We start from the raw sequence: 20,638 nt of genomic DNA, 5'->3' as shown, positions 1-20,638 counted from the left end.
GTTTCTTGCGCGCTTCAGGCGATGAACGGTGATTCGTTGTGCGGGGCGATGAACGGTTCGCCGCGCGAGGTCATCAGCGGCGCCTCGATCAGCCGGGAGAGCACGATGGAGCTCTTGGTCCGCACCACGAACGGCTCCGAGGCGATGCGCTCGATCACCCTCTCCACGTGCCGCACATCGGTGGCCCTGATGTGCAGCAGCGCGTCGGCCTCGCCGGTGATGGTGCACGCCGAGACCACCTCGGGATGGCGGCCGATGGCCACTCCGATCTCCGACGGTGAGGTCTTTCCCGCGCAGAACAGCTCCACGTAGGCCTCGGTGGTCCAGCCGAGCGCCGCGGGCTCCACCCTGGCGGTGAACCCGGTGATGGCGCCGGTCTCGCGCAGCCGGTCCACCCGGCGTTTCACCGCCGACGCCGACAGGCCCACCCGCTGTCCTATCTCCGCGTAGGTGGCTCGGGCGTCCTCGACGAGCGCCCCGATGATGTCGCGATCCAGCCTGTCCAGTTCCACGCTGACCTGTATATCGCTTCGGGTCCGTCCGGGTTCACGGCGAGCGGTCCGTCCGCGCTCGCGGTCGGCGGTCCGCCCGCGCTCGCGGCGGCCGGGGGCGCCCCCGACGTCCCCCCGGCGCCCCAGGTGCCCTCGCGGCGGCACGTGGCGGCACATGGGCGCCCAGTGGTGAATCCGTGTCGTCGTGCGCCCGGTCGTCTGTCCGGTCATGTCAACGAAATGCCGCCGGACGGCTGAGCTGTCCGGCGGCATCCGCGATGGGGGAGATCTCGGGTCAGGTCTGCTCGGCCTCGCCGGTGGCCTGCTCCTGGGCCTCCTCGGGAGAGGCCTCCAGGTCGTCGCCCGCCTGAGCGAGCGCCGTCTGCTTGTCCAGGCCGACCCAGCTCGTCACGCTCTCGACGGCGAACAGCACACCGAGGTAGAGGGTGAGCGCGGCCAGCACCCAGGTCAGCACGCCCAGCGCGGCGCCGGCGCCGATCAGCAGCAGCCTGAGCTCCCAGCCCAGGCCGGCGCGGAAGACCCAGGGGGCCGGCCAGATGCTCTGCCGCGTCCGGTACACCGTGTCGTAGGTGTGGTAGCCGATCACGTAGATCAGCACGTACAGCAGCCACTTGGGCGCGTCGGCCGCCAGGCCGATCAGGATGATCGTGAGGAACTCGGCACCGCGGATCAGCGGCGGCGCCAGCCAGTCGAGCTTGCCGAGATGGTCACGAGCCGCGGTGGGCAGCACCAGGACGATCATGATCAGCACCGGGACGAGCAGGATCGGCCCGTCCACCAGCATCCCGGTCACCGCCATCGCGATGATCGCCAGCAGTGCGGCGATTGTGGCGGGCACCGGGGGCAGCCCGGGGCCGACCTTGTCACGCAGCAGCGTCACCAGCGGGCCGTCGTCGCGGTAGGCGAGCAGCCGCGCGGTCTGGACGCGCAGCCGCTCCTCGTACGGGTCCGGAGCGGGGATGGTCTGTGGCTGGGTGATCATGCGAAAGACCTCATCAGGCGTCCGGTGAGCGAGTAGGCGGCGCCGATGCCACCCCAGATGATCAGTGTCAGGAAGGTGATCCTGGCGTCGAACAGGGCGCCGACGATCGCGATGACGGCGAAGCGCTCACCGATGGGGAACACGATCATCTTGCGGGCCCAGTGCACGGCCCGGAACCTACCGGCCCTGCCCCACATCTTCAGCAGGTTGCGGATCCCACCGGTCTTGGCCGCCCTGCGCTCCTCCAGCGCCTGGCGAAGGCCGGTGTCCGCGCTGACCGACAGCGGCACCGAGGGCAGCGGCGACGGGGGCTTGCGCCGGTTCGCCGCGCCGTAGGAGAAGTCGAGCAGGTGCCTGATGGACTGCACGCCGAGCGCGATCAGCGCCAGCGTCCACACGTCGCCGACACCCGAGACCGCCGCGCCGACCGCCAGACCGGCGAAGACCACGTACTCCTTGAACCGGTCGAAGGTCGCGTCCAGCCATGCCCCGAGCACGCCGAACTTGCGGGCGTACCGCGCCACCTGGCCGTCCACGCAGTCGAACACGAACGCGAAGTAGATCAGCACACCGCCCGCGACCATCCCGGCCCGCTCGCCGGTGGCGAAGCACAGCGCCGCGGCCACGCCCAGCGCGATCGAGATCAGCGTGACCTGGTTGGGGGTCAGCCCCCGCCTGGCCGCCCAGCGGGCGATGAACCGGGAGTAGGTGCTGACGAAGTAGGTGGTGAAGAAACCGTCGGCGCCCTTCACCGCGTTGTTCAGCCTGGCCCGGTCCTCGTTGAAGGTGGCCATCTCGGCCAGCGCCTCGGTGGCCTGCCCGGCGGTGGACACCCGGCGGTAGAACAGGTCCCGGCGGCCGCGGACGCCGACCGAGACGCCCTTGCGGACCAGGCCCAGGACCAGCAACTGGACCAGGTCGTCGTCGGGACCCAGCAGGTGGGCCAGGTCGGCCAGTTCGCGGGCGGCCTCGGCGAGGACGGGCGCGTGCTTGTGGTGCAGGTGCAGCGGGCCGAGCAGGACCGCGTTGGGCCTGGTCACCCCGTGGAAGGCCGAGCCCACCGAGATCACGCGGGACTTGCGGGCACGTACCCGGACGGGCAGGCCCTCCAGCGTCCGGTCGCCGATCTCCGGCAGCGCCTCCTCGATCGGGACGTCGGGGACGACGGCGTCGCCGTTCTCGTCCTCCTCCCGGGGCTCCCTGACGATCAGCGCGAGCGCTCCGCGCTTCGACTTGGTGATCTGGTAGATCAGCTCGTCGTGGATCAGCGAGTTGGCGGGCAGGATGAGCAGGTTCTCGGTGGCGTCCTCGACCGCGTCGGCCAGGGCGCGCAGATCGCCGGCCAGGTCGGAGGTCTCGACGAGCCTGCCGGGGAAACCGCGGTAGGCGGCGGCCTCGCTCGATCGGGCGATCGTCACCGGCTCGGAGTCGAGCGAGGCGAGCTGGCCGTGCAGCTTACCGATCACCGTGGGGCAGCCGGCGAGCGCGGGCAGGGTCAACGCGGCGGGCGGCGTCGCCTGGCCGGTAGCGGCATCGGGGCCGGGCGATGAGCCCAGCAGGACCACGCGGGGCATGGCACCCTTTCGTGCGGAGACGGGTGTGAGGCGGTGTAGCGGAGGATACGTTGCGTCGGAGGCCAAAGTTTAGTGAGTTTTGGGTGAACAACACGCACCAGTGATCTATCCGTGTCGTTTGATCATGGTTGCACCTCTGCCAAGTGAACCGTCCCACGCCCCCACCACACTGTCACTACACTGTGCGGGTGAGTCTGTACCGTGATGACGGCATCGTGCTGCGCACCCACAAGCTGGGCGAGGCCGATCGCATCGTCACGGTCCTGACCCGGCGGATGGGCAAGATCCGGGGGGTCGCCAAAGGCGTCCGGCGCACCACATCACGATTTGGCAGCCGGCTCGAACCGTTCACCCATGTCGATCTCCAGCTGCACACCGGCCGCACCCTCGACGTGATCACCCAGGCCGAGACCATCCAGCCGTACGGCCGGCCGCTCGTCGCGGACTATCCGCGCTACACGGCGGGAACCGCGATGCTGGAGACCGCCGACCGTCTGATCATGGGAGAGAAGGAACCGGCCCTCCGCCAGTTCCTGCTGCTGGTCGGCGGCCTGCGCACGCTCGGTTCCGGCGCCCACGAGGCCAGGCTCGTGCTGGACGCCTACTTCCTGCGCTCTCTGGCGGTCGCCGGTTACGCCCCCGCCCTGGAGGCCTGCGCCCGCTGCAAGGCGGTCTCGGTGCGGGCCTTCGCCATCGTGGCCGGCGGCGTGGTGTGCGGGGCCTGCCGTCCCGCGGGCGCGGCGGTCCCCGAGGGGGAGACCCTGGCCCTGATGGTCGCGCTCCTCAAGGGGGACTGGCCCACCGCCGACGCCTCGGGGGCCAGGCACCGGGCCGAGTGCAGCGGCCTGGTCGCCGCGTACCTCCAGTGGCACCTCGAACACGGCATACGCTCTCTTCGACACGTAGAAAGGGAGCTCGCCACGTGAACGTCCGTCCGCCCGTCCCGCACCCCTCCGGCGCAACCCCGCCCGCGATCCCGCGCGACCTCGTGCCGCGGCACGTGGCGATCGTGATGGACGGCAACGGCCGGTGGGCCAAGCAGCGTGGCCTGCCCCGTACCGAGGGGCACAAGGCGGGCGAGGCGTCGCTCTTCGACGTGATCGAGGGCGCGATCGAGCTCGGCATCCCCTACCTGTCCGCCTACGCCTTCTCCACGGAGAACTGGAAGCGATCCCCCGACGAGGTCCGCTTCCTGATGGGTTTCAACCGCGACGTGATCCGCCGCCGCAGGGATCAGCTCCACGCGATGGGCGTGCGGGTCCGCTGGGCGGGCCGCCCCGGACGGCTGTGGCGGAGCGTCATCCAGGAGTTGCGCGACGCCGAGCTGATGACCGAGGGCAACTCCACGCTGACCCTGCAGTTCTGTGTCAACTACGGCGGTCGTGCCGAGATCGTGGACGCCGCGCTGCGCCTGGCGCAGGACATCGCCGAGGGGAAGGTCAAGCCGGGCCGGGTGAAGGAGGAGACCTTCGCCCGCTACCTGGACGAGCCGCAGATCCCCGACGTCGACCTGTTCGTGCGCTCCTCCGGCGAGCAGCGCATCTCCAACTTCCTGATCTGGCAGACGGCGTACGCCGAGATGGTCTTCCTCAACCGCCTCTGGCCCGACTTCGATCGCCGTGATCTGTGGGAGGCCTGCGAGACGTACGCCAAGCGCGACAGGAGGTACGGCGGAGCCGTGCCGAACGTGGTCGCGGAATAACGCGTGCCCCGGGCGCCCTCGACGTGCCGGGAGGCGCGCCCGGCCGAACGCGGAGAGTGACGTCAGGCCCGGCGCCGTGCGCGGTAGGCGGCCACGTGCATCCGGTTCCCGCAGGTGCGGCTGTCACAGTAGACCCGCGAGCGGTTGCGGGACTCGTCCACGAAGACGTGGTCGCAGTCCGGCGCCGAGCAGGTGCGCAGGCGCTCCCACTCGTCCTCGACGAGCAGGTGGGCCAGGGCGACCCCGATGTCGGCCGCCAGGTGCTCGTGGAGTGAGGCGTCCGGCGCGAAGTAGTGGACGTGCAGGGGGTGGCCGTCGTGCTCCGCCAGGCGCGGGGTGATGCGGGTCCCGCTCAGCAGGGTGTTCAGCCGGATGACCGCGGTGGGCTGGTCCGGGGCGGTGAAGACCTTGTGGAAGGCCTCGCGCAGGGCGCGCACCTGGGCCAGGTCGGCGGCGTCCAGTTCGCCGATCCCGCTGACCTCCCAGCGTGCCACGAAGTCGCCGAGTTCCCGCAGGTCGGTGAGAGTGTCCTCGCCTCCGGTGGAGGGGGAGGTGTTGACCAGGTCGACCGCGGTGGCGAGTGAGTGCACCATGTCATGTCCGAATGGCATGTTGACTCCTGTAGAAAGCGGTTACCGCGTGGGCTCGCGGTGGCTTGCCGTGTCGGAAGCGTATCTCTCCGGTGGGCCTTCGTGTCTTCTCTCTCGTGCTCACATCGCGATGGCGCGCCATGTGAGCGCCCGGCGGGCGTGCTCTTCGGCGGCGGTGCGTCCGCCGGGCGCCTCGCCGCGTCCGCCGTGCCGCCCGGTGCGGGGCCCCGCGCGCGGATCGGCCGTCCGGGACCCGGCCCGCCGGGGATCCCGGCGGGCTCAGGCGCGACTCGGCGTACGGACCGGTTTGGCGGCTGTGGAGCAGGCGGCGCAGGTTCCGAAGATCTCCAGGGTGTGGGTGATCTCGGTGAACCCGTGCTCGGAGCCGATGGCCTCGGCCCAGCGCTCCACCGCGGGTCCGGCCACCTCCACCGTACGGCCGCAGGTGCGGCAGACCAGGTGGTGATGGTGGTCGCCGCTGGCGCACGCCCGGTAGACCGACTCGCCGTCGTCGGTTCTCAGCACGTCGACGTGACCGGTGTCGGCGAGCGCCTGGAGCGCCCGGTAGACGGTGGTCAGTCCGATCTTGGCGCCTTCCGCGCGCATCTCCGCGTAGACGTCCTGCGCACTGCGGAAACCCTCGCTCTGACGGAGGACCGCGTGGACGGCATCACGCCTGTTGCTCATGGGGTGGACTCCTGAGGTCGACTTCGGCGTATGAATCTACCGAGCCCGAGGGCGAGGACGAACCCCGTGAGAGCAACGATCACGATGACCGCGCCCGGCGGGACCTCGACGTAGAAGGATGAGGTCAGGCCGCCGACCGTGGAGATCATCCCGAAAAGCATGGAAAGCAGCATCGTGCTCGTGAAACCCCGGGTGAGCTGCTGGCTGGTCGCCACCGGCACCACCATCAGCGCGCTGACCAGAAGCAGTCCCACCACGCGCATGGCGATGACCACGGTCAGCGCGGCGGTCACGGCGATCAGCAGGCTGAGGAAGCGGACCGGCAGACCGCTGGCCCTGGCGACCTCCTCGTCCTGGCAGAGCACGTAGAGCTCCCGCCCGAAGACGACCAGCACGCCGAGGACCGCCGTCGCCAGCAGACCGATCACCCACACGTCCTCGACGGGGACGCTGCTGATCGAGCCGAACAGGTAGGACGTCAAGGTGGCGTTGCTGCCGCCCGGGGCCAGCGAGATGAGCAGCACGCCCCCGGCGATGCCGCCGTAGAACAGCAGCGCGAGCGCCACGTCACCGCTGGTCCTGCCGCGCGCGCGGACCAGTTCGATGGCCACGGCGCCGAGCACGGAGACCAGCACGGCGGTCAGCACCGGGGCGGTCCCGGTCAGGAAGCCCAGGGCCACGCCGGTCAGCGCGACGTGCCCGATGCCGTCACCCAGCAGGGCCAGGCGGCGCTGGACCATGAACGTGCCGATGGCGGGCGCGACCAGGCCGACCAGGAGGGCGGCGATCAGCGCCCGCCGCATGAAGTCGAACTGCAGAAGCTCGATCACGACGTGGGTCTCCAGTCGAGCGGGCTCACCGGCTCCTCCTCGGCGTGCGGGTGCACATGGTCGTGGCCGGGCAGCGCGTGGGTGCCGACGGCGTGGGGCGGCGGGCCGTCGTGGCAGACGTATCCGTCCCGCAGGACCACCGCTCGGGTGATCAGAGGTTCCAGCGGGCCGAGCTCGTGCGCGACCAGCAGGACCGTCTTGCCCTGCTCCACGAGCACGGACAGGGTCTCGGCGAGGAGCCGCTGGCTCCCGGAGTCGACGCCGGCGGTGGGTTCGTCCATGACGAAGGTGTCGGGTTCCCCGGCGAGGGCGCGGGCGATCAGCACCCGCTGCTGCTGGCCGCCGGACAGGGCCTGCACCGGGTCGAGGGCGCGGTGGGCCAGGCCGACGGCGGCCAGCGCCCGGCCTGTCGCCTCCCGGTCGGCCGCGCTGGTCGGCCGCAGGCGCCGCTGCCTGGCGATCCGCCCCGAGGCGACGACCTCGCGGATCGTGGTCGGCACCCCGCCGCCCACCGAGAGCCGCTGGGGTACGTAGCCGATCCGCCACCACTCGCGGAACCGGGCGGGGGGCCTGCCGTACAGCAGGGTCTCGCCGCCGGACAGGGGGATGAGGCCGAGCAGGGCGCGGACGAGGGTGGACTTCCCCGACCCGTTCGCGCCGAGCACGGCCACCGCCTCACCGGGCTCGACGGACAGGTCGATCCCGCGGAGCACCGGGCGGTGGTCCAGGTTGACCCGGCCGCCGCTCATGGTGAAAACCGTTTTGCTGGATGTCACGTGTGGGCCTTACGAGCAGCTGAGCGCAGATTGGAGGACCTCAAGGTTCCGGCGCATGGCAGACGGGTAGTCGCCGTTCGCCGGCTGGCTTTCGACCGGGTCGAGGACCGCGGTCTTCGCGCCGACCTCCTGGGCGAGAACCTCGGCGACCTTGGGGCTGACGAGGGTCTCGGTGAAAATCGTAGTCACTTTCTCCTGCTTGGCCACTTTTGCCACTTCAGCGAGGCGGGCAGGAGAGGGCTCGGCCTCGGGATCGATTCCGCTGATGCCGATCTGGTGGAGCCCGTAGCGGTTGGCGAGATAGCCGAACGCGGCGTGGCTGGTGACGATCGCGCGTGAGGAGCAGGTGGCCAGGCCCTTGGCCAGCTCGCCGTCCAGGGCGGTGAGGCCGGCCGCGGCTTCGGCGGCCCGCTCCCGGTAGCCCTGCGCGTGCGCGGGGTCGGCGGTGGCGAGCCTCTCGCCGAGCCGGGTGGCGACCGTCGCGAAGCGGGCCGGGTCGAGCCAGAGGTGGGGGTCGTAGTCGATCTCCTCGTGGCCGTGCTCCTCCTCGCCTTCGTGGCCCTCCTCCCCGGCCGCGGGCAGGGTCGGGACCGAGGAGGCCACCTCGAAGCCCCGGTCGGCGGCGTGCTGTTCGACCGCCTCGTCCACGGCGGGCTGGATGCCCTTGATGTAGACGACGAGCTTCGTCTCCTGCAGCCCGGCCACCTGGAGCGGGGACAGCTCCAGGTCGTGTGGCTCGACGCCGGGCTTGGTCAGGCCGGTGACCGTCACGTCGGGGCCGCCGACCTGCTCGGCGAGCCACTGCAGGGGATACATGGCCGCGGTGACGACGGGCTTCCCCGCCGCGGAGACGCCTGACGCCCCCCCGGGCGATTCGCCGGCCGAGCTGGTTTCGGCGCCGCAGGCGGCGGTGGCGGCCGTGGTGAGAAGGGCGGCGGCCGCGACCAGGCTCGCGTTACGTATACGGATACGTCGGGAGGACTCGGACATCATGTCATCCAGTATGCGCGCAAATGAAAATGGTTGTCAAAGTCGCCCGCGGGCTCGATGATCGCCGGCCCGGCGGACGGGGGCTCCGTGTCAGCCTGGCCGTCCCCGGCGCGGCGGCTTCACGCGCCGGGTGCCCGCGACGTACGGGCACCGCGAAGCCGGGGAGCGCGGTGCGTGTGGCGAGGGCCGGGCGGCGTCAGAAGGCGCCGAAGCGGTCGGCGGCGAGCAGGATCAGGAAGGTGAGCAGCGCGACGCGCAGCAGGCGGCCCCCGGTCCCCAGGGACGGCCACGACATGTAGGCGAGCCAGCCGACGAACCCGATCACCGGAAGCACGGCGACGCCACCCCAGAAGGAGGACACCGCGAAGCCGGTCATCAGGAGGATCACCAGCACCACCGGGGCGATCCAGCGGGGGAGCTGGAACAGGAAGACGAGCGGGGCCGCGCTGCGCCGCTCGGCCTTGCGCCGCAGCCCGGTCGCCCCCGGCGTGAAGAACTGCTCGCCCGCGGGCAGCGGACGCCCGCCTCGCGGGCGCCGGGGCTGTGCCAGCGGATGTGCGGGGCGTTTCCCGTGCTTGTCGGCCACAGGCCGAGCCTAACGCCACAGCCCCCGCCGCGACACGCCCCGATGCCCGGTACGGACACCGCGGCTCGCGCCCCGGCCGGTACGGGGCCGGAGGCGGGCTCTGGCATGCTGGGCGGATGCTCGCTCTCATCCGTTATTCGGTGCCGCCCGGCCAGACCGAGGAGTTCCTGGCCCGGGCCCACGAGATCGTCGACACGCTGGCCGGGCAGCCCGGTTACCTGCGCGGCAGGGTGTCGAGATCGGTGGACGAGCCGGAGCTGTGGGCGCTGGTCAGCGAGTGGGAGGGCGCCGGGTTCTACCGCAGGGCGCTGGGCGCGGCGCGGATGGCGATGTATCCGCTGATGACGCTCATGATCAACGAGCCGAGCGCGTTCGAGGACGTCGACCGTCCCTGAGATTCCGCGGAAGCTTTGCCGGTGTGAGGCGGGCGTCATGGTTTATCCGCACGTCCCGCGGGTCCGTCTCCCCTAAGCTGGATGTTCAATCAATTCCTCGCCGACCTCCAGCCGGATGGAGATTTTCCCTTATGGCACGCCGTACGGACATCATGGACACCATCGTCAGCCTCGCCAAGCGGCGCGGTCTTGTGTATCCCTCCAGCGAGATCTACGGCGGCCTGCGCGCGTCGTGGGACTACGGTCCACTGGGCGTGGAGCTCAAGAACAACGTGAAGCGGCAGTGGTGGAAGACCGTGGTGCAGGGCCGTGACGACGTGGTCGGTCTCGACTCCTGTGTGATTCTGGCCCGCGAGGTGTGGCAGGCCAGCGGCCACGTGGACACCTTCACCGACCCGCTGACCGAGTGCCAGGCGTGTCACAAGCGCTACCGCGCCGACCACCTCGAAGAGGCGTACACCGAAAAACACGGGAAGGAGCCCGTCAACGGCCTGGCCGACATCACCTGCCCCAACTGCGGCAACAAGGGCTCCTTCACCCAGCCCAAGCAGTTCAGCGGCCTGCTGAAGACCTACCTCGGCGCGGTCGAGGACGAGTCGGGCCTGGCCTACCTGCGGCCGGAGACCGCCCAGGGCATCTTCATCAACTACCTCAACGTGCAGCAGTCGGCGCGCAGGAAGATCCCGTTCGGTATCGGCCAGATCGGCAAGTCGTTCCGCAACGAGATCACCCCGGGCAACTTCATCTTCCGTACCCGTGAGTTCGAGCAGATGGAGATGGAGTTCTTCGTCAAGCCGGGCAGCGACGAGGAGTGGCACCAGTACTGGATCGACGAGCGTTTCCGCTGGTACACCGACCTGGGCATCAACCCGGAGAACCTGCGCGTCTACGAGCACCCGCAGGAGAAGCTGTCGCACTACTCCAAGCGGACCGTCGACATCGAGTACCGCTTCAACTTCACCGGCAGTGAGTGGGGCGAGCTGGAGGGCATCGCCAACCGTACGGACTTCGACCTGACCGCGCACGGCAAGGCCTCCGGCACCGACCTCAGCTTCTTCGAGCAGGACACCGGCGAGCGCTACGTCCCGTACGTGATCGAGCCGGCCGCCGGTGTCGACCGCGCCACGCTCACCTTCCTGATCGACGCCTACACCGAGGACGAGGCGCCCAACGCCAAGGGCGTCATGGAGAAGCGCACGGTCATGCGGCTCGACCACCGGCTCGCGCCGGTCAAGGTCGCGGTGCTCCCGCTGTCGCGCAACGCCGACCTGTCGCCCAAGGCCAAGGACCTGGCCGCCCAGCTCCGCCGCCGGTGGAACGTCGAGTTCGACGACGCGGGCGCGATCGGCCGCCGCTACCGCCGCCAGGACGAGATCGGCACGCCGTTCTGCATCACCGTCGACTTCGACACTCTCGACGACCAGGCGGTGACCATCCGCGAGCGTGACTCGATGGCCCAGAAGCGGGTGGCCCTCGACCAGGTCGAGTCCTACCTCCGCCAGCACCTCAACGACTGAGGAAAGGCCCGCCCCGCGACGACACGGGAGCGCCGGGGGGCGGGGACGGCGGTGGCAGCCGGGTTTCGGGCCGTGCACGATCTAGGTTCGTACCATGCGACTGCTGGTTGTCGAGGATGAGAGAGACCTGGTCGAAGCCCTGCGGGTGGGGTTCGTCCGGGCTGGTTACGCGGTCTGCGTCGCCCGGGACACGACGCAGGCCGCCGAGAGGCTGCAGGCCGACCCGTACGACGTGGTCCTGCTCGACCTCGACCTGTCCGGCCGTGACGGCTTCGAGCTGTGCCGAGCGTTGCGGAGGACCGCCCACGGCCGGACCGCGCGGATCATCATGGTGACCGCGCGGGACCGGCTGGACGACCGGCTTCTCGGGCTGGCCGAGGGGCCCGACGACTATCTGGTCAAACCGTTCGCCTTCCCCGAACTGCTGGCCAGGGTGCGCGCGCTGCCGCACCGGGAGCAGGGCGACGACACCGCGATCCTGCAGGTGGGGGACCTGCGGCTGGACATCTCCAGGGCCGAGGCCCGGGCGCGGGGACGGGAGCTGGGGCTCACCCCGAAGGAGTTCGGCGTGCTGCGCCACCTGATGGCCCGTTGCGGGCAGGTGGTCTCGGCGGAGGAACTGCTCGAGCACGTCTGGGGCGAGCACGCCGACCCCTTCACCAACACCGTGCGGGTGACGGTGGGCAATCTGCGGCGCAAGCTCGGCGCCGAGGGCGTGATCGAGACCGTGATCAGTAGGGGGTACCGGCTGCGGGAGGGCTCCTGAGGCCGTTCCCCGCGGCCGGCGAAAAGCCCGAGCCGTATCCTGCCGTGCGATGTCCGGCCGGTCGTCGAGCCCGCCGTGAACGGCGTTGAATACCAGGAAGATTGGTTACCTGAATTGGTATAAACCAATTCCCAAAGTGATCAATAACCTTGCGTATTTGGCCCAGATTTGAATTGGATTAGACCGGTTCACCCGCCTTGAGCTGGGAAAATGCAGTGTTGCCTGATGGGTGCCGTTTCATCGCCTTGTTCGTCGGTAGAGTCCGCAGGGAGGCGGAACCAGACGCCGGTTTTGAAGTCGAAGAAGGAGCAACCGTGCCCAAGTACGTTTACGACTTCACCGAGGGCAACAAAGATCTCAAAGGTCTGCTCGGAGGTAAGGGGGCAAACCTCGCCGAGATGACCAATCTCGGACTGCCGGTTCCCCCCGGCTTCACCATCACCACCGAGGCCTGCCAGAACTTCCTGCGGGACGGGGTCGTTCCCGAGGGAATGCGGGAGGAGGTCTCCGCGCACCTGGCCGCGCTGGAGGCCAGGATGGGGCGCCGGCTGGGCCAGGCCGATGACCCGCTCCTGGTGAGCGTGCGCTCGGGGGCCGCGTTCTCCATGCCCGGCATGATGGAGACCGTTCTCAACATCGGTCTGAACGACGAATCGGTCCACGGGCTGGCCAAGCAGGCGAGTGGCAACGAGCGTTTCGCCTGGGACTCCTACCGGCGCCTCATCCAGATGTTCGGCAAGACCGTCCAGGGCATCGACGGCGAGCTTTTCGACGAGGCTCTGGAGGAGCTCAAGGACGGCCGCCACGACCTGGAACTGGAGGCGGCCGACTTCCGGCGCCTGGTCGCGACCTACAAGGACATCGTCCGTGCCCAGACCGGCGAGGACTTCCCCGCGGACCCCCACCGGCAGATGAGCATGGCGGTGGAGGCCGTGTTCAAGTCGTGGAACGCCCCGCGAGCCGTCCTCTACCGCCGTCAGGAACGTATCCCCGCCGACCTGGGCACGGCGGTCAGCGTCTGTTCGATGGTCTTCGGCAACTGCGGCATGGACTCCGGGACCGGGGTGGCCTTCACCCGCGACCCCGGCTCGGGGCAGCAGGGCGTCTACGGCGACTACCTGCAGAACGCCCAGGGCGAGGACGTGGTCGCGGGCATCCGCAACACCATGCCGCTGCAGGAGTTGGAGAGCCTCGACAAGGCCGTCTACGACGAGCTCATGCGGATCATGGAGACGCTGGAGAACCACTACCGGGACCTGTGCGACATCGAGTTCACCGTCGAGCGCGGCAAGCTCTGGATGCTCCAGACCCGGGTGGGCAAGCGGACCGCGGGCGCGGCCTTCCGCATCGCCGTGCAGCTCGCCGACCAGGGGTTGATCAGCCTCGACGAGGCCGTGACCAGGGTGACCGGTGACCAGCTCGCCCAGCTCATGTTCCCCCGCTTCGCCGACTCCGGCGGCGAGGTGATCGCCAAGGGGATGAACGCCTCGCCGGGCGCGGCCGTCGGCAAGGCCGTCTTCTCCACCGAGCGGGCCGTCGAGCTCGCCGCGCGGGGAGAGGCGGTCATCCTGGTCCGCAGGGAGACCAACCCCGACGACCTGGCCGGGATGATCGCCGCCCAGGGCGTCCTGACAAGCCGCGGCGGCAAGACCTCGCACGCCGCCGTGGTCGCCAGGGGCATGGGCAAGACCTGTGTCTGCGGGGCCGAGGAACTGGATGTCTCGGTCAAGGAGCGCAGGTTCACCACGCCTTCCGGCGTCGTGGTCTCCGAGGGTGACGTCATCTCCATCGACGGCACCAGCGGGACCGTCTACCTCGGTGAGGTGCCCGTGGTCCCCTCCCCGGTCGTGGAGTACTTCGAGGGTACGGGCGAGGCGGACGACGAGCTCGTCGGCGCCGTGCACCGGATCATGTCCCACGCCGACGAGGTACGCCGGATGGCCGTGCGCGCCAACGCCGACAACGCCGAGGACTCCGCCAGGGCGCGCAGGTTCGGTGCCCAGGGCATCGGGCTCTGCCGTACCGAGCACATGTTCCTCGGCGAGCGCCGCTGCCTGGTCGAGGACCTGGTGCTGGCCACCTCCGACGAGGAGCGTGAGCGGGCGCTGGCCGCGCTGGAGCCGCTGCAGAGGGCGGACTTCACGGGGATCTTCCAGGCGATGGAGGGGCTGCCCGTCACGATCCGCCTGATCGACCCGCCGCTCCACGAGTTCCTGCCCGACTTCACCGAGCTTTCGGTGAAGGTCGCCCTCGCGGGCGACGGGGCGGAGAAGAAGGACCGCGAGCTGCTGGCCGCGCTCAAGCGGCTCCACGAGCAGAACCCGATGCTGGGCCTGCGCGGTGTCCGGCTCGGCCTGGTCATCCCCGGCGTGTTCGCCATGCAGGTCCGGGCGATCGCGGCGGCGGCCAAGGCCGTGCCCGGCAGCCGCGCGGAGATCATGATTCCGCTCGTGGCCGCGGTCCAGGAGTTGGAGCACGTCAGGGACGAGGCACGGCAGATCCTTGCCGAGGCCGGGGTCGAGGCACTGATCGGCACGATGATCGAGGTGCCGCGCGCGGCGCTGACCGCCGGCCAGATCGCCGAGGCCGCCCAGTTCTTCTCCTTCGGTACCAACGACCTGACCCAGATGACCTGGGGTTTCTCCCGTGACGACGTCGAGGCCGCGTTCTTCTCCAAGTACCTCGAACTTGGCATCTTCGGTGTCTCCCCGTTCGAGACCCTGGACCGTGACGGCGTCGGCAGGCTCGTCACCATCGCCGCGGAGCAGGGCCGCAAGGCCAGGCCCGACCTGAAGCTGGGGATCTGCGGCGAGCACGGCGGAGACCCTGACTCGATCCACTTCTGCCACCAGGTGGGTCTGGACTACGTGTCCTGCTCGCCGTTCCGTGTCCCGGTCGCCCGGCTGGAGGCCGCTCGCGCCACCCTGGCGGGCGCCGGATCCGACACCCGCTGACCTTCGGTTCTCATCCGGACTTCGCGGGTGTGCCGCCTCCGGTACCGCGGGAGGCGACACCCGCGGAACCGGGCTCCGTGGCCGTCCCACCTCACCGGGGCGGCCGCGGGGGCCGGTAGGAGCCGGGGCGAAGGTCACGGACCCCGGTAACCAGGTGTTTTCTCGCCGTTCCGCATAGTGCGCTCCTTTCGCGGATAAAATCACTGCACTTATGCATGGCTATGACGAACACGACCAGGTCAGGTGGGTGCCGGAACCGCCCGGCAACCCCGGTAGGAACCCGTTCGGGCGTGATCGGGCGCGCGTGCTGCACAGCGCCGGGCTGCGGCGGCTCGCCGCCAAGACCCAGGTCGTCGGCCCGGGAGAGACCTTCGGCAGCGGCCAGCACATCCCCCGCACCCGCCTGACCCACTCCCTGGAGTGCGCGCAGATCGGCCGGGAGATGGGCGAGGCGCTGGGCCGGAACCCCGACCTGGTGGAGACCGCCTGCCTGGCCCATGACCTCGGCCACCCGCCGTTCGGCCACAACGGGGAGACGGCGCTCAACGAACTCGCCGCCGGGTGCGGCGGCTTCGAGGGCAACGCGCAGAGCCTGCGCCTGCTGACCAGGCTGGAGGCCAAGGTGGTCACCGAGGACGGTCGTAGCGCGGGCCTCAACCTCACCCGCGCCGCTCTGGACGCGGCGATCAAATACCCCTGGACCAGGGAGAGGGGTGCCAAGTACTGCGTCTACGACGATGACCTGCCGGTCTTCGAGTGGATCAGGGAGGGCGCACCCGAGGGACAGGTCAGCTTCGAAGCCCAGATCATGGACTGGGCCGACGACGTCGCCTACTCCGTGCACGACCTGGAGGACGCCCTCCACTCGGGCAACGTGGTGCCGGCGGCGATGCGCGACCCGGCGGAGCGCCGTGAGGTCTGCGCGACCACCCGCGAGTGGTACGCCCCCGACGCGGAGACCGGCGAACTGGAGGACCTCTTCGGGCGCCTGATCGCCCAGCCGCTCTGGCCCCGCCACTTCGACCGCTCGCTCACCGACCTCGCCGCGATCAAGGGGCTCACCAGCTCGCTCATCGGCCACTTCTGCAGGTCCGCCGAGGTGGCCACCCGCGAGGCGTACGGCCCGGCCGCCGGGCGCTACAGCGCCGACCTGATCGTGCCCAGGGCCACCCGGCTGGAGTGCGCATTGCTGAAGGGGGTCACCGCCCACTATGTGATGGCCAGCGACGCGCACAACGCCAACCAGGCCAGGCAGCGCGAGCTGATCCACGACCTGGCCCACCAGATCATGCTGGGTGCCCCCGGCACCCTGGAACCGGCTTTCAGGCCCGCCTTCACCAGGGCGGCGGGGAACGCCGATCGGCTCCGCGTGGTCATCGACCAGATCGCCTCGCTCACCGACACCTCAGCGGTCGCCTGGCACCGCCACCTGGCGGGCCGCTGACCCGCTGTCGCGCTCAGCCGCCGCCCAGCGTGATCTGCTCCTGCTCCTCGGGCTTTTCCGGCTTCTTGGTGGGCTTCTTCGTCGGCACCGGCTTCGACGCGCAGAGGGTGACGCACCTGGGAGCCGCCCCGGTCCGGTTCATCACGGCCCGCATCTCGTCGGCCGGAGAGAGCGTGGGGTTGCCCTTCAGCCAGGCGTTCAGATAGTCCCACGGCTCGACCATGCCCCGGCGGACCCACCACAGCGAGGGATCGGTCTTCCAGGAGATCGCGAAATAGAGGTTGCTGGCCGTGGAGCGGGCATTGCCCGAGTTGCCGATCTGGCCCAGGACCTGGCCGGCGCTGACGCGCAGCCCCGGCCTGACCTCCAGGGCGACCTTGTCCAGGTGGCCGCCCAGGTAGCGCACGCCGTCGTCGCCGATGACCGTGACGAAGCGCCCCTCCCGGTCGGCGCCGCGATCGGTGGACGGCTTCCAGCGGTTCTTGACGTTGACCTCGTCGACCACGCCGTTCACCGGCGAGACGAAGGAGCAGCCCTTGGCCGCCCAGATGGTGGTCTTGGGCAGCACCAGAAGCCTGCTCTGGTAGTTGGTCGAGCAGCCCTTCACCGGGAAGACATAGGTGTGTTTGGAAACCTTCGGCGGCGGAACCCGCACCGGGGGGTCGGCCTTGGGACGGTCGACCGCCGTCTGCGGGGCGGGGGTCGGCGTGGCCTCGGGCATGGTCGCGGTGGCCGAGGCCGGTGCCCCGGCGACGGCCTCGGACTCGAAACTCGGAGCCGCCGTGCCGATGCCCGCCACCCCACCCGGCGACGCGCAGGCTCCGGTGACGAGCACCGCACCTGCCACAGCGGCCAATCGTGCTATATGCCCCGATCGCATGATCTCCACCCGCGTACATTATCGAGAATCCGCCTTTACCTTTGTAACCGACGTCATGGTTGGTCACGACCGCTTCGGGAAAGTCATCGTTCCTCCTGTCCCTCCCGCCCCGGCGGCACCGCCGCCACCTGTCCGGAGGCGGACCGGACCGACCGCTCCGACCTGTCGGGGGGCCGGACTAGACTCGCGGCGTGGCAGGCCGGATCAGTGACGAGGACATCGCGCTCGTACGGGAGCGCTCACCGATCGCCGACATCGTGGGCGAGCACATCCAGCTCCGCAACGCGGGCGGCGGCAACCTGAAAGGGCTCTGCCCCTTTCACGAGGAGAAGAGCCCGTCGTTCAACGTGACCCCCACCCGGGGTTACTGGTACTGCTTCGGCTGCGCCGAGGGCGGTGACGTCATCACCTTCGTCCGGCGCCTGGAGCACCTGTCGTTCGGCGAGGCGGTCGAGCGGCTGGCCGGCCGGGCGGGCATCCAGCTCCGCTACGAGCAGGGCGGATACGTCCCGGGACGCGAGCAGGGCGAGCGCACCCGCCTGATCGAGGCCCATCGGGCGGCGGCCGAGTTCTACGCCTCGAAGCTGGCCGCACCCGACGCCGCGATCGGGCGCAGGTTCCTGTCGGAGCGCGGGTTCGAGCGGGTCGACGCCGAGCGTTTCGGTGTCGGGTACGCCCCGGCCGAGTGGGAGGCGCTCTCTCGGCACCTGATGGCCAGAGGGTTCACCAGCGCGGAGCTGATCAAGGGAGGGCTGGCCAAGGAGGGGCGGCGCGGCCCGATCGACCGCTTCCGGGGACGGCTGGTCTGGCCCATCCGCGACATAACCGGGGACGTCATTGGTTTCGGCGCGCGGAAGCTGAACGACGCCGAAGACGGGCCGAAGTATTTGAACACCCCAGAAAGCCCTCTCTACAAGAAGAGTGAGGTTCTCTACGGTGTCGACCTGGCCAAGCGCGAGATCTCCAAGCGCTCCCAGGCCGTGATCGTCGAGGGCTACACCGACGTGATGGCCTGCCACCTGTCGGGCGTGCCGACGGCGGTGGCCACCTGCGGCACCGCGTTCGGCGAGGAGCACATCAAGGTGCTCCGGCGGCTGCTGCTCGACCACACGGGCTCCCAGGGCGAGGTGGTCTTCACCTTCGACGGCGACTCCGCCGGGCAGAAGGCGGCGCTGCGCGCCTTCGCCGACGAGCAGAAGTTCGCCACCCAGACCTTCGTGGCGGTGCAGGCGGACGGGCTCGACCCGTGTGACCTGCGCATCAGGCACGGCGAGGCGGCCGTGCGCGACCTGATCGCCAGCAGGGAGCCGCTGTTCGCCTTCGCCATTCGCAGCGCGATCTCCCGCTACGACGCGAGCACCAACGAGGGGCGGCTCGCCGGGCTCGACGCCGCGGCGCCCATCGTGGCCCGGATCAAGGACCAGGGGCTGCGCAAGCTGTACGCGGTGAGCCTGGACCGCTGGCTCGGTTTCAACGACGAGAGCTTCGTGCTGGACCGGATCATGGAGGTGTCCCTGCGGGCACAGCCGGGCCCCCGTCAGAAGGCCAGGCCGAGGAAGGTCGCGGACCTGACCGATCCCACGGTCAGGACCGAGGCCGAGATTCTCAAACTGGCGGTGCAGCGTCCCGCGCTGCTCGGCCCGGAGTTCGACGTGATGGGCGGAGAGGCGTTCACCCTTCCCGAGCATCTCGCCCTCTACAGGCTCATCGCCGACGCGGGCGGCACGGCGGCGGCCGGAGCCGGCGGGCGAGAGTGGGTGGACCGGTTGCTGAACGGCGTGAGCGACTCGCTGAGAGGGCTCCTGACCCGTTTCGCGGTCGAGGAGATCCGCGCCGACCTGACGAGCGAGGAGCGGTACGCGGTGGGGCTGCTGGTGGCACTCGAACTGACCACCGTCACCCGCGTGCTCGATCAGCTCAAATCACGCATGGAGCGGACCAATCCCGTCGAGGAGCCGGAGGAGTACAAGCGGCTCTACGCGGAACTGGTCGCGCTCGAACAGCAGCGACGCGTGCTGAGGGAACGCGCCGCCGCGAGCTGATCGCGTAATTGGCTTTAATATCCGCGAGGCGATTCCACCAAACCCGAATAAGGTCTCAATTCGATAATGATCGCGGCCTTACCTTCGGTGACAAAAATAGGTCTGCCATTTAGGGGACCCAATACAGCAGACTGTCTCCCGTGGGTGCATCGGTGCTGCCAAGTGGGCCGCCATCGGTAGACCAGGTGGCCGACCTCGTCACGAAGGGAAGGGAGCGCGGAAGCGTCACGGTCGATGACGTGGCCGCCGCTCTCGACAAGTCCGAGCTGCCGTCCGACGCGCTTGAACGCGTCGTCCGCATGCTCGCCGAGCACGGAGTGGAGGTCCTCGAGCCTCAGAGCGACGAGGAACCCGCCCGGTCCGATGAGGAGGATATCGGGAAAAGGGCTCCTACCAGCGATCTCGTCCGGATCTACCTGCGGGAGATCGGCCGGGTGCCCCTGCTCACGGCCGAGGAGGAGGTGGAGCTCGCCAAGTCCATCGAGGCGGGCCTGTTCGCCGAGGACAAGCTGACCAGCGTCGTCTCACGTCTGGTCTTCCCGGAGTTCAAGGAGCTCGCCTGGCAGGGCACACGGGCCAAGCAGCGGCTGATCGAGGCCAATCTGCGGCTGGTCGTGTCAATCGCCAAAAGATATGTGGGGCGCGGCATGCTGTTCCTGGATCTCATCCAGGAGGGCAACCTCGGGCTCATCCGGGCGGTCGAGAAATTCGACTACACCAAGGGTTACAAGTTCTCCACATATGCCACCTGGTGGATTCGACAGGCGATCACCAGGGCCATCGCGGACCAGGCGCGCACCATTCGGATTCCGGTGCACATGGTCGAGACGATCAACAAGCTGGTGCGTGTCCAGCGTCAGCTCCACCAGGACCTCGGCCGCGAGCCCGCGCCCGAGGAGATCGCCCTGGAGATGGACCTGCCGATCGACAGGGTGATCGAGATCCAGCGGATCGCCCAGGAGCCGGTCTCGCTCCAGTCGCCGATCGGTGAGGAGGACTCCGACCTCGGTGACTTCATCGAGGACGCGGACGCGGTGGTCCCGATGGAGGCGGCGGCCTTCATCATGTTGCAGGACCAGCTCGACGACATCCTCGCGACGCTCTCGGACCGTGAACAGCGCATCATCCAGCTGCGCTTCGGGCTCGCGGACGGCCACCCCCGGACGCTGGAGGAGGTCGGCAGGGAGTTCGGCGTGACGCGCGAGCGCATCCGTCAGATCGAGTCGAAGACCCTCGCCAAGCTACGCCACCCGACGAGGGCGCAGATGCTCCGCGACTACCTCGACTGAGGAGCCGTACGGCGCGGGCCCCGGGAAGCTGGCTTCCCGGGGCCCGCGCCGTTTCACGGCCCTTTTTCCCGCGTCCGGAAAGGCGGGCTGTTCTCCCGGCCGATACAGGCGCAGACTGGGCG

Annotated in this window: 19 protein-coding genes; 9 read left to right on the top strand and 10 right to left on the bottom strand. The window is 69.6% G+C overall.

From position 1 onward, the window contains the following. Positions 1-14 precede the first annotated feature (14 nt). The 3 genes from ACFQVD_RS19890 to ACFQVD_RS19880 form a co-directional block, all read right to left on the bottom strand. Positions 15-512 (bottom strand): Lrp/AsnC family transcriptional regulator, encoded by a 498-nt coding sequence (locus tag ACFQVD_RS19890; RefSeq protein ID WP_030903905.1) that lies wholly within the window; start codon positions 510-512, stop codon positions 15-17. Between the two features lie 274 nt (positions 513-786). Then, complete coding sequence (locus tag ACFQVD_RS19885; protein WP_343978477.1) at positions 787-1,494, bottom strand: DUF5941 domain-containing protein; 708 nt, start codon at positions 1,492-1,494, stop codon at positions 787-789. Then, positions 1,491-3,068, bottom strand: coding sequence for a CDP-alcohol phosphatidyltransferase family protein (locus tag ACFQVD_RS19880; RefSeq protein WP_343978474.1), 1,578 nt, complete (start codon positions 3,066-3,068; stop codon positions 1,491-1,493). Before ACFQVD_RS19880 ends, ACFQVD_RS19885 begins: the two co-directional genes overlap by 4 nt. Positions 3,069-3,256: 188 nt before the next feature. On the opposite strand from ACFQVD_RS19880, the gene recO reads away from it, so the two are divergent. Further along, positions 3,257-3,994, top strand: coding sequence for a DNA repair protein RecO (gene recO, locus ACFQVD_RS19875; RefSeq protein WP_343978471.1), 738 nt, complete (start codon positions 3,257-3,259; stop codon positions 3,992-3,994). Further along, entirely contained in the window at positions 3,991-4,770 is a 780-nt protein-coding gene (locus tag ACFQVD_RS19870) for an isoprenyl transferase (RefSeq protein ID WP_343978468.1), read from the top strand. The genes recO and ACFQVD_RS19870 overlap by 4 nt, the downstream gene beginning before the upstream one ends. A 62-nt stretch (positions 4,771-4,832) precedes the next feature. Here ACFQVD_RS19870 and ACFQVD_RS19865 read toward each other — a convergent pair whose 3' ends face one another. The 6 genes from ACFQVD_RS19865 to ACFQVD_RS19840 all read right to left on the bottom strand — a co-directional run bounded on the left by ACFQVD_RS19865 (position 4,833) and on the right by ACFQVD_RS19840 (position 9,229). Further along, positions 4,833-5,381 (bottom strand): CGNR zinc finger domain-containing protein, encoded by a 549-nt coding sequence (locus ACFQVD_RS19865; RefSeq protein ID WP_343978465.1) that lies wholly within the window; start codon positions 5,379-5,381, stop codon positions 4,833-4,835. A 258-nt stretch (positions 5,382-5,639) separates the two neighbouring features. Next, positions 5,640-6,047, bottom strand: coding sequence for a Fur family transcriptional regulator (locus ACFQVD_RS19860; protein WP_386271733.1), 408 nt, complete (start codon positions 6,045-6,047; stop codon positions 5,640-5,642). Further along, entirely contained in the window at positions 6,044-6,877 is an 834-nt protein-coding gene (locus tag ACFQVD_RS19855) for a metal ABC transporter permease (protein WP_343976488.1), read from the bottom strand. The genes ACFQVD_RS19860 and ACFQVD_RS19855 overlap by 4 nt, the downstream gene beginning before the upstream one ends. Next, complete coding sequence (locus ACFQVD_RS19850; protein ID WP_343976497.1) at positions 6,874-7,626, bottom strand: metal ABC transporter ATP-binding protein; 753 nt, start codon at positions 7,624-7,626, stop codon at positions 6,874-6,876. Before ACFQVD_RS19850 ends, ACFQVD_RS19855 begins: the two co-directional genes overlap by 4 nt. 36 nt (positions 7,627-7,662) lie before the next feature. Further along, on the bottom strand, positions 7,663-8,646 hold the full coding sequence (locus ACFQVD_RS19845; protein ID WP_343976485.1) for a metal ABC transporter substrate-binding protein: 984 nt from the start codon (positions 8,644-8,646) through the stop codon (positions 7,663-7,665). 193 nt (positions 8,647-8,839) lie between these two features. After that, a complete protein-coding gene (locus ACFQVD_RS19840) occupies positions 8,840-9,229 on the bottom strand; it encodes a DUF6703 family protein (protein ID WP_343976482.1) in 390 nt (129 codons plus the stop codon). 116 nt (positions 9,230-9,345) lie between these two features. On the opposite strand from ACFQVD_RS19840, the gene ACFQVD_RS19835 reads away from it, so the two are divergent. From ACFQVD_RS19835 to ACFQVD_RS19815, 5 genes are all read left to right on the top strand, one after another. Next, on the top strand, positions 9,346-9,624 hold the full coding sequence (locus ACFQVD_RS19835) for an antibiotic biosynthesis monooxygenase family protein (protein ID WP_030903876.1): 279 nt from the start codon (positions 9,346-9,348) through the stop codon (positions 9,622-9,624). Between the two features lie 131 nt (positions 9,625-9,755). Beyond that, on the top strand, positions 9,756-11,141 hold the full coding sequence (locus ACFQVD_RS19830; protein ID WP_343976475.1) for a glycine--tRNA ligase: 1,386 nt from the start codon (positions 9,756-9,758) through the stop codon (positions 11,139-11,141). A gap of 94 nt (positions 11,142-11,235) precedes the next feature. After that, positions 11,236-11,907: a response regulator transcription factor gene (locus ACFQVD_RS19825; RefSeq protein WP_343976472.1), complete on the top strand. Its 672-nt coding sequence runs from the start codon at positions 11,236-11,238 to the stop codon at positions 11,905-11,907. Between the two features lie 314 nt (positions 11,908-12,221). Beyond that, positions 12,222-14,861, top strand: coding sequence for a pyruvate, phosphate dikinase (gene ppdK, locus ACFQVD_RS19820; RefSeq protein ID WP_343976469.1), 2,640 nt, complete (start codon positions 12,222-12,224; stop codon positions 14,859-14,861). 211 nt (positions 14,862-15,072) lie between these two features. Next, positions 15,073-16,305 (top strand): deoxyguanosinetriphosphate triphosphohydrolase, encoded by a 1,233-nt coding sequence (locus tag ACFQVD_RS19815; protein WP_343976466.1) that lies wholly within the window; start codon positions 15,073-15,075, stop codon positions 16,303-16,305. 13 nt (positions 16,306-16,318) lie between these two features. Here ACFQVD_RS19815 and ACFQVD_RS19810 read toward each other — a convergent pair whose 3' ends face one another. Then, positions 16,319-17,152 (bottom strand): M23 family metallopeptidase, encoded by an 834-nt coding sequence (locus ACFQVD_RS19810; RefSeq protein ID WP_343976463.1) that lies wholly within the window; start codon positions 17,150-17,152, stop codon positions 16,319-16,321. 224 nt (positions 17,153-17,376) lie between these two features. On the opposite strand from ACFQVD_RS19810, the gene dnaG reads away from it, so the two are divergent. Both dnaG and rpoD read left to right on the top strand, forming a co-directional pair. Then, positions 17,377-19,227, top strand: coding sequence for a DNA primase (gene dnaG, locus ACFQVD_RS19805; protein WP_343976460.1), 1,851 nt, complete (start codon positions 17,377-17,379; stop codon positions 19,225-19,227). Positions 19,228-19,412: 185 nt separating this feature from the next. After that, complete coding sequence (gene rpoD / locus ACFQVD_RS19800; protein WP_386271728.1) at positions 19,413-20,516, top strand: RNA polymerase sigma factor RpoD; 1,104 nt, start codon at positions 19,413-19,415, stop codon at positions 20,514-20,516. Positions 20,517-20,638 lie beyond the last annotated feature (122 nt).

It is taken from the genome of Streptosporangium amethystogenes subsp. fukuiense, from assembly GCF_042665875.1.
In the GTDB taxonomy this organism is placed as follows: domain Bacteria; phylum Actinomycetota; class Actinomycetes; order Streptosporangiales; family Streptosporangiaceae; genus Streptosporangium; species Streptosporangium fukuiense.
Note: the sequence above shows the minus strand (reverse complement) of the source record. Positions and strands in the feature narration are given on the sequence as shown.

Bases quoted from the DNA above. Each gene is read 5' to 3' on its own strand.
- ACFQVD_RS19885 (WP_343978477.1), bottom strand. From the start codon at position 1,494: ATGATCACCCAGCCACAGACCATCCCCGCTCCGGACCCGTACGAGGAG.
- ACFQVD_RS19880 (WP_343978474.1), bottom strand. From the start codon at position 3,068: ATGCCCCGCGTGGTCCTGCTGGGCTCATCGCCCGGCCCCGATGCCGCT.
- ACFQVD_RS19865 (WP_343978465.1), bottom strand. From the start codon at position 5,381: ATGCCATTCGGACATGACATGGTGCACTCACTCGCCACCGCGGTCGAC.
- ACFQVD_RS19860 (WP_386271733.1), bottom strand. From the start codon at position 6,047: ATGAGCAACAGGCGTGATGCCGTCCACGCGGTCCTCCGTCAGAGCGAG.
- ACFQVD_RS19850 (WP_343976497.1), bottom strand. From the start codon at position 7,626: ATGAGCGGCGGCCGGGTCAACCTGGACCACCGCCCGGTGCTCCGCGGG.
- ACFQVD_RS19845 (WP_343976485.1), bottom strand. From the start codon at position 8,646: ATGATGTCCGAGTCCTCCCGACGTATCCGTATACGTAACGCGAGCCTG.
- ACFQVD_RS19835 (WP_030903876.1), top strand. From the start codon at position 9,346: ATGCTCGCTCTCATCCGTTATTCGGTGCCGCCCGGCCAGACCGAGGAG.
- ACFQVD_RS19830 (WP_343976475.1), top strand. From the start codon at position 9,756: ATGGCACGCCGTACGGACATCATGGACACCATCGTCAGCCTCGCCAAG.
- ACFQVD_RS19825 (WP_343976472.1), top strand. From the start codon at position 11,236: ATGCGACTGCTGGTTGTCGAGGATGAGAGAGACCTGGTCGAAGCCCTG.
- ACFQVD_RS19815 (WP_343976466.1), top strand. From the start codon at position 15,073: ATGCATGGCTATGACGAACACGACCAGGTCAGGTGGGTGCCGGAACCG.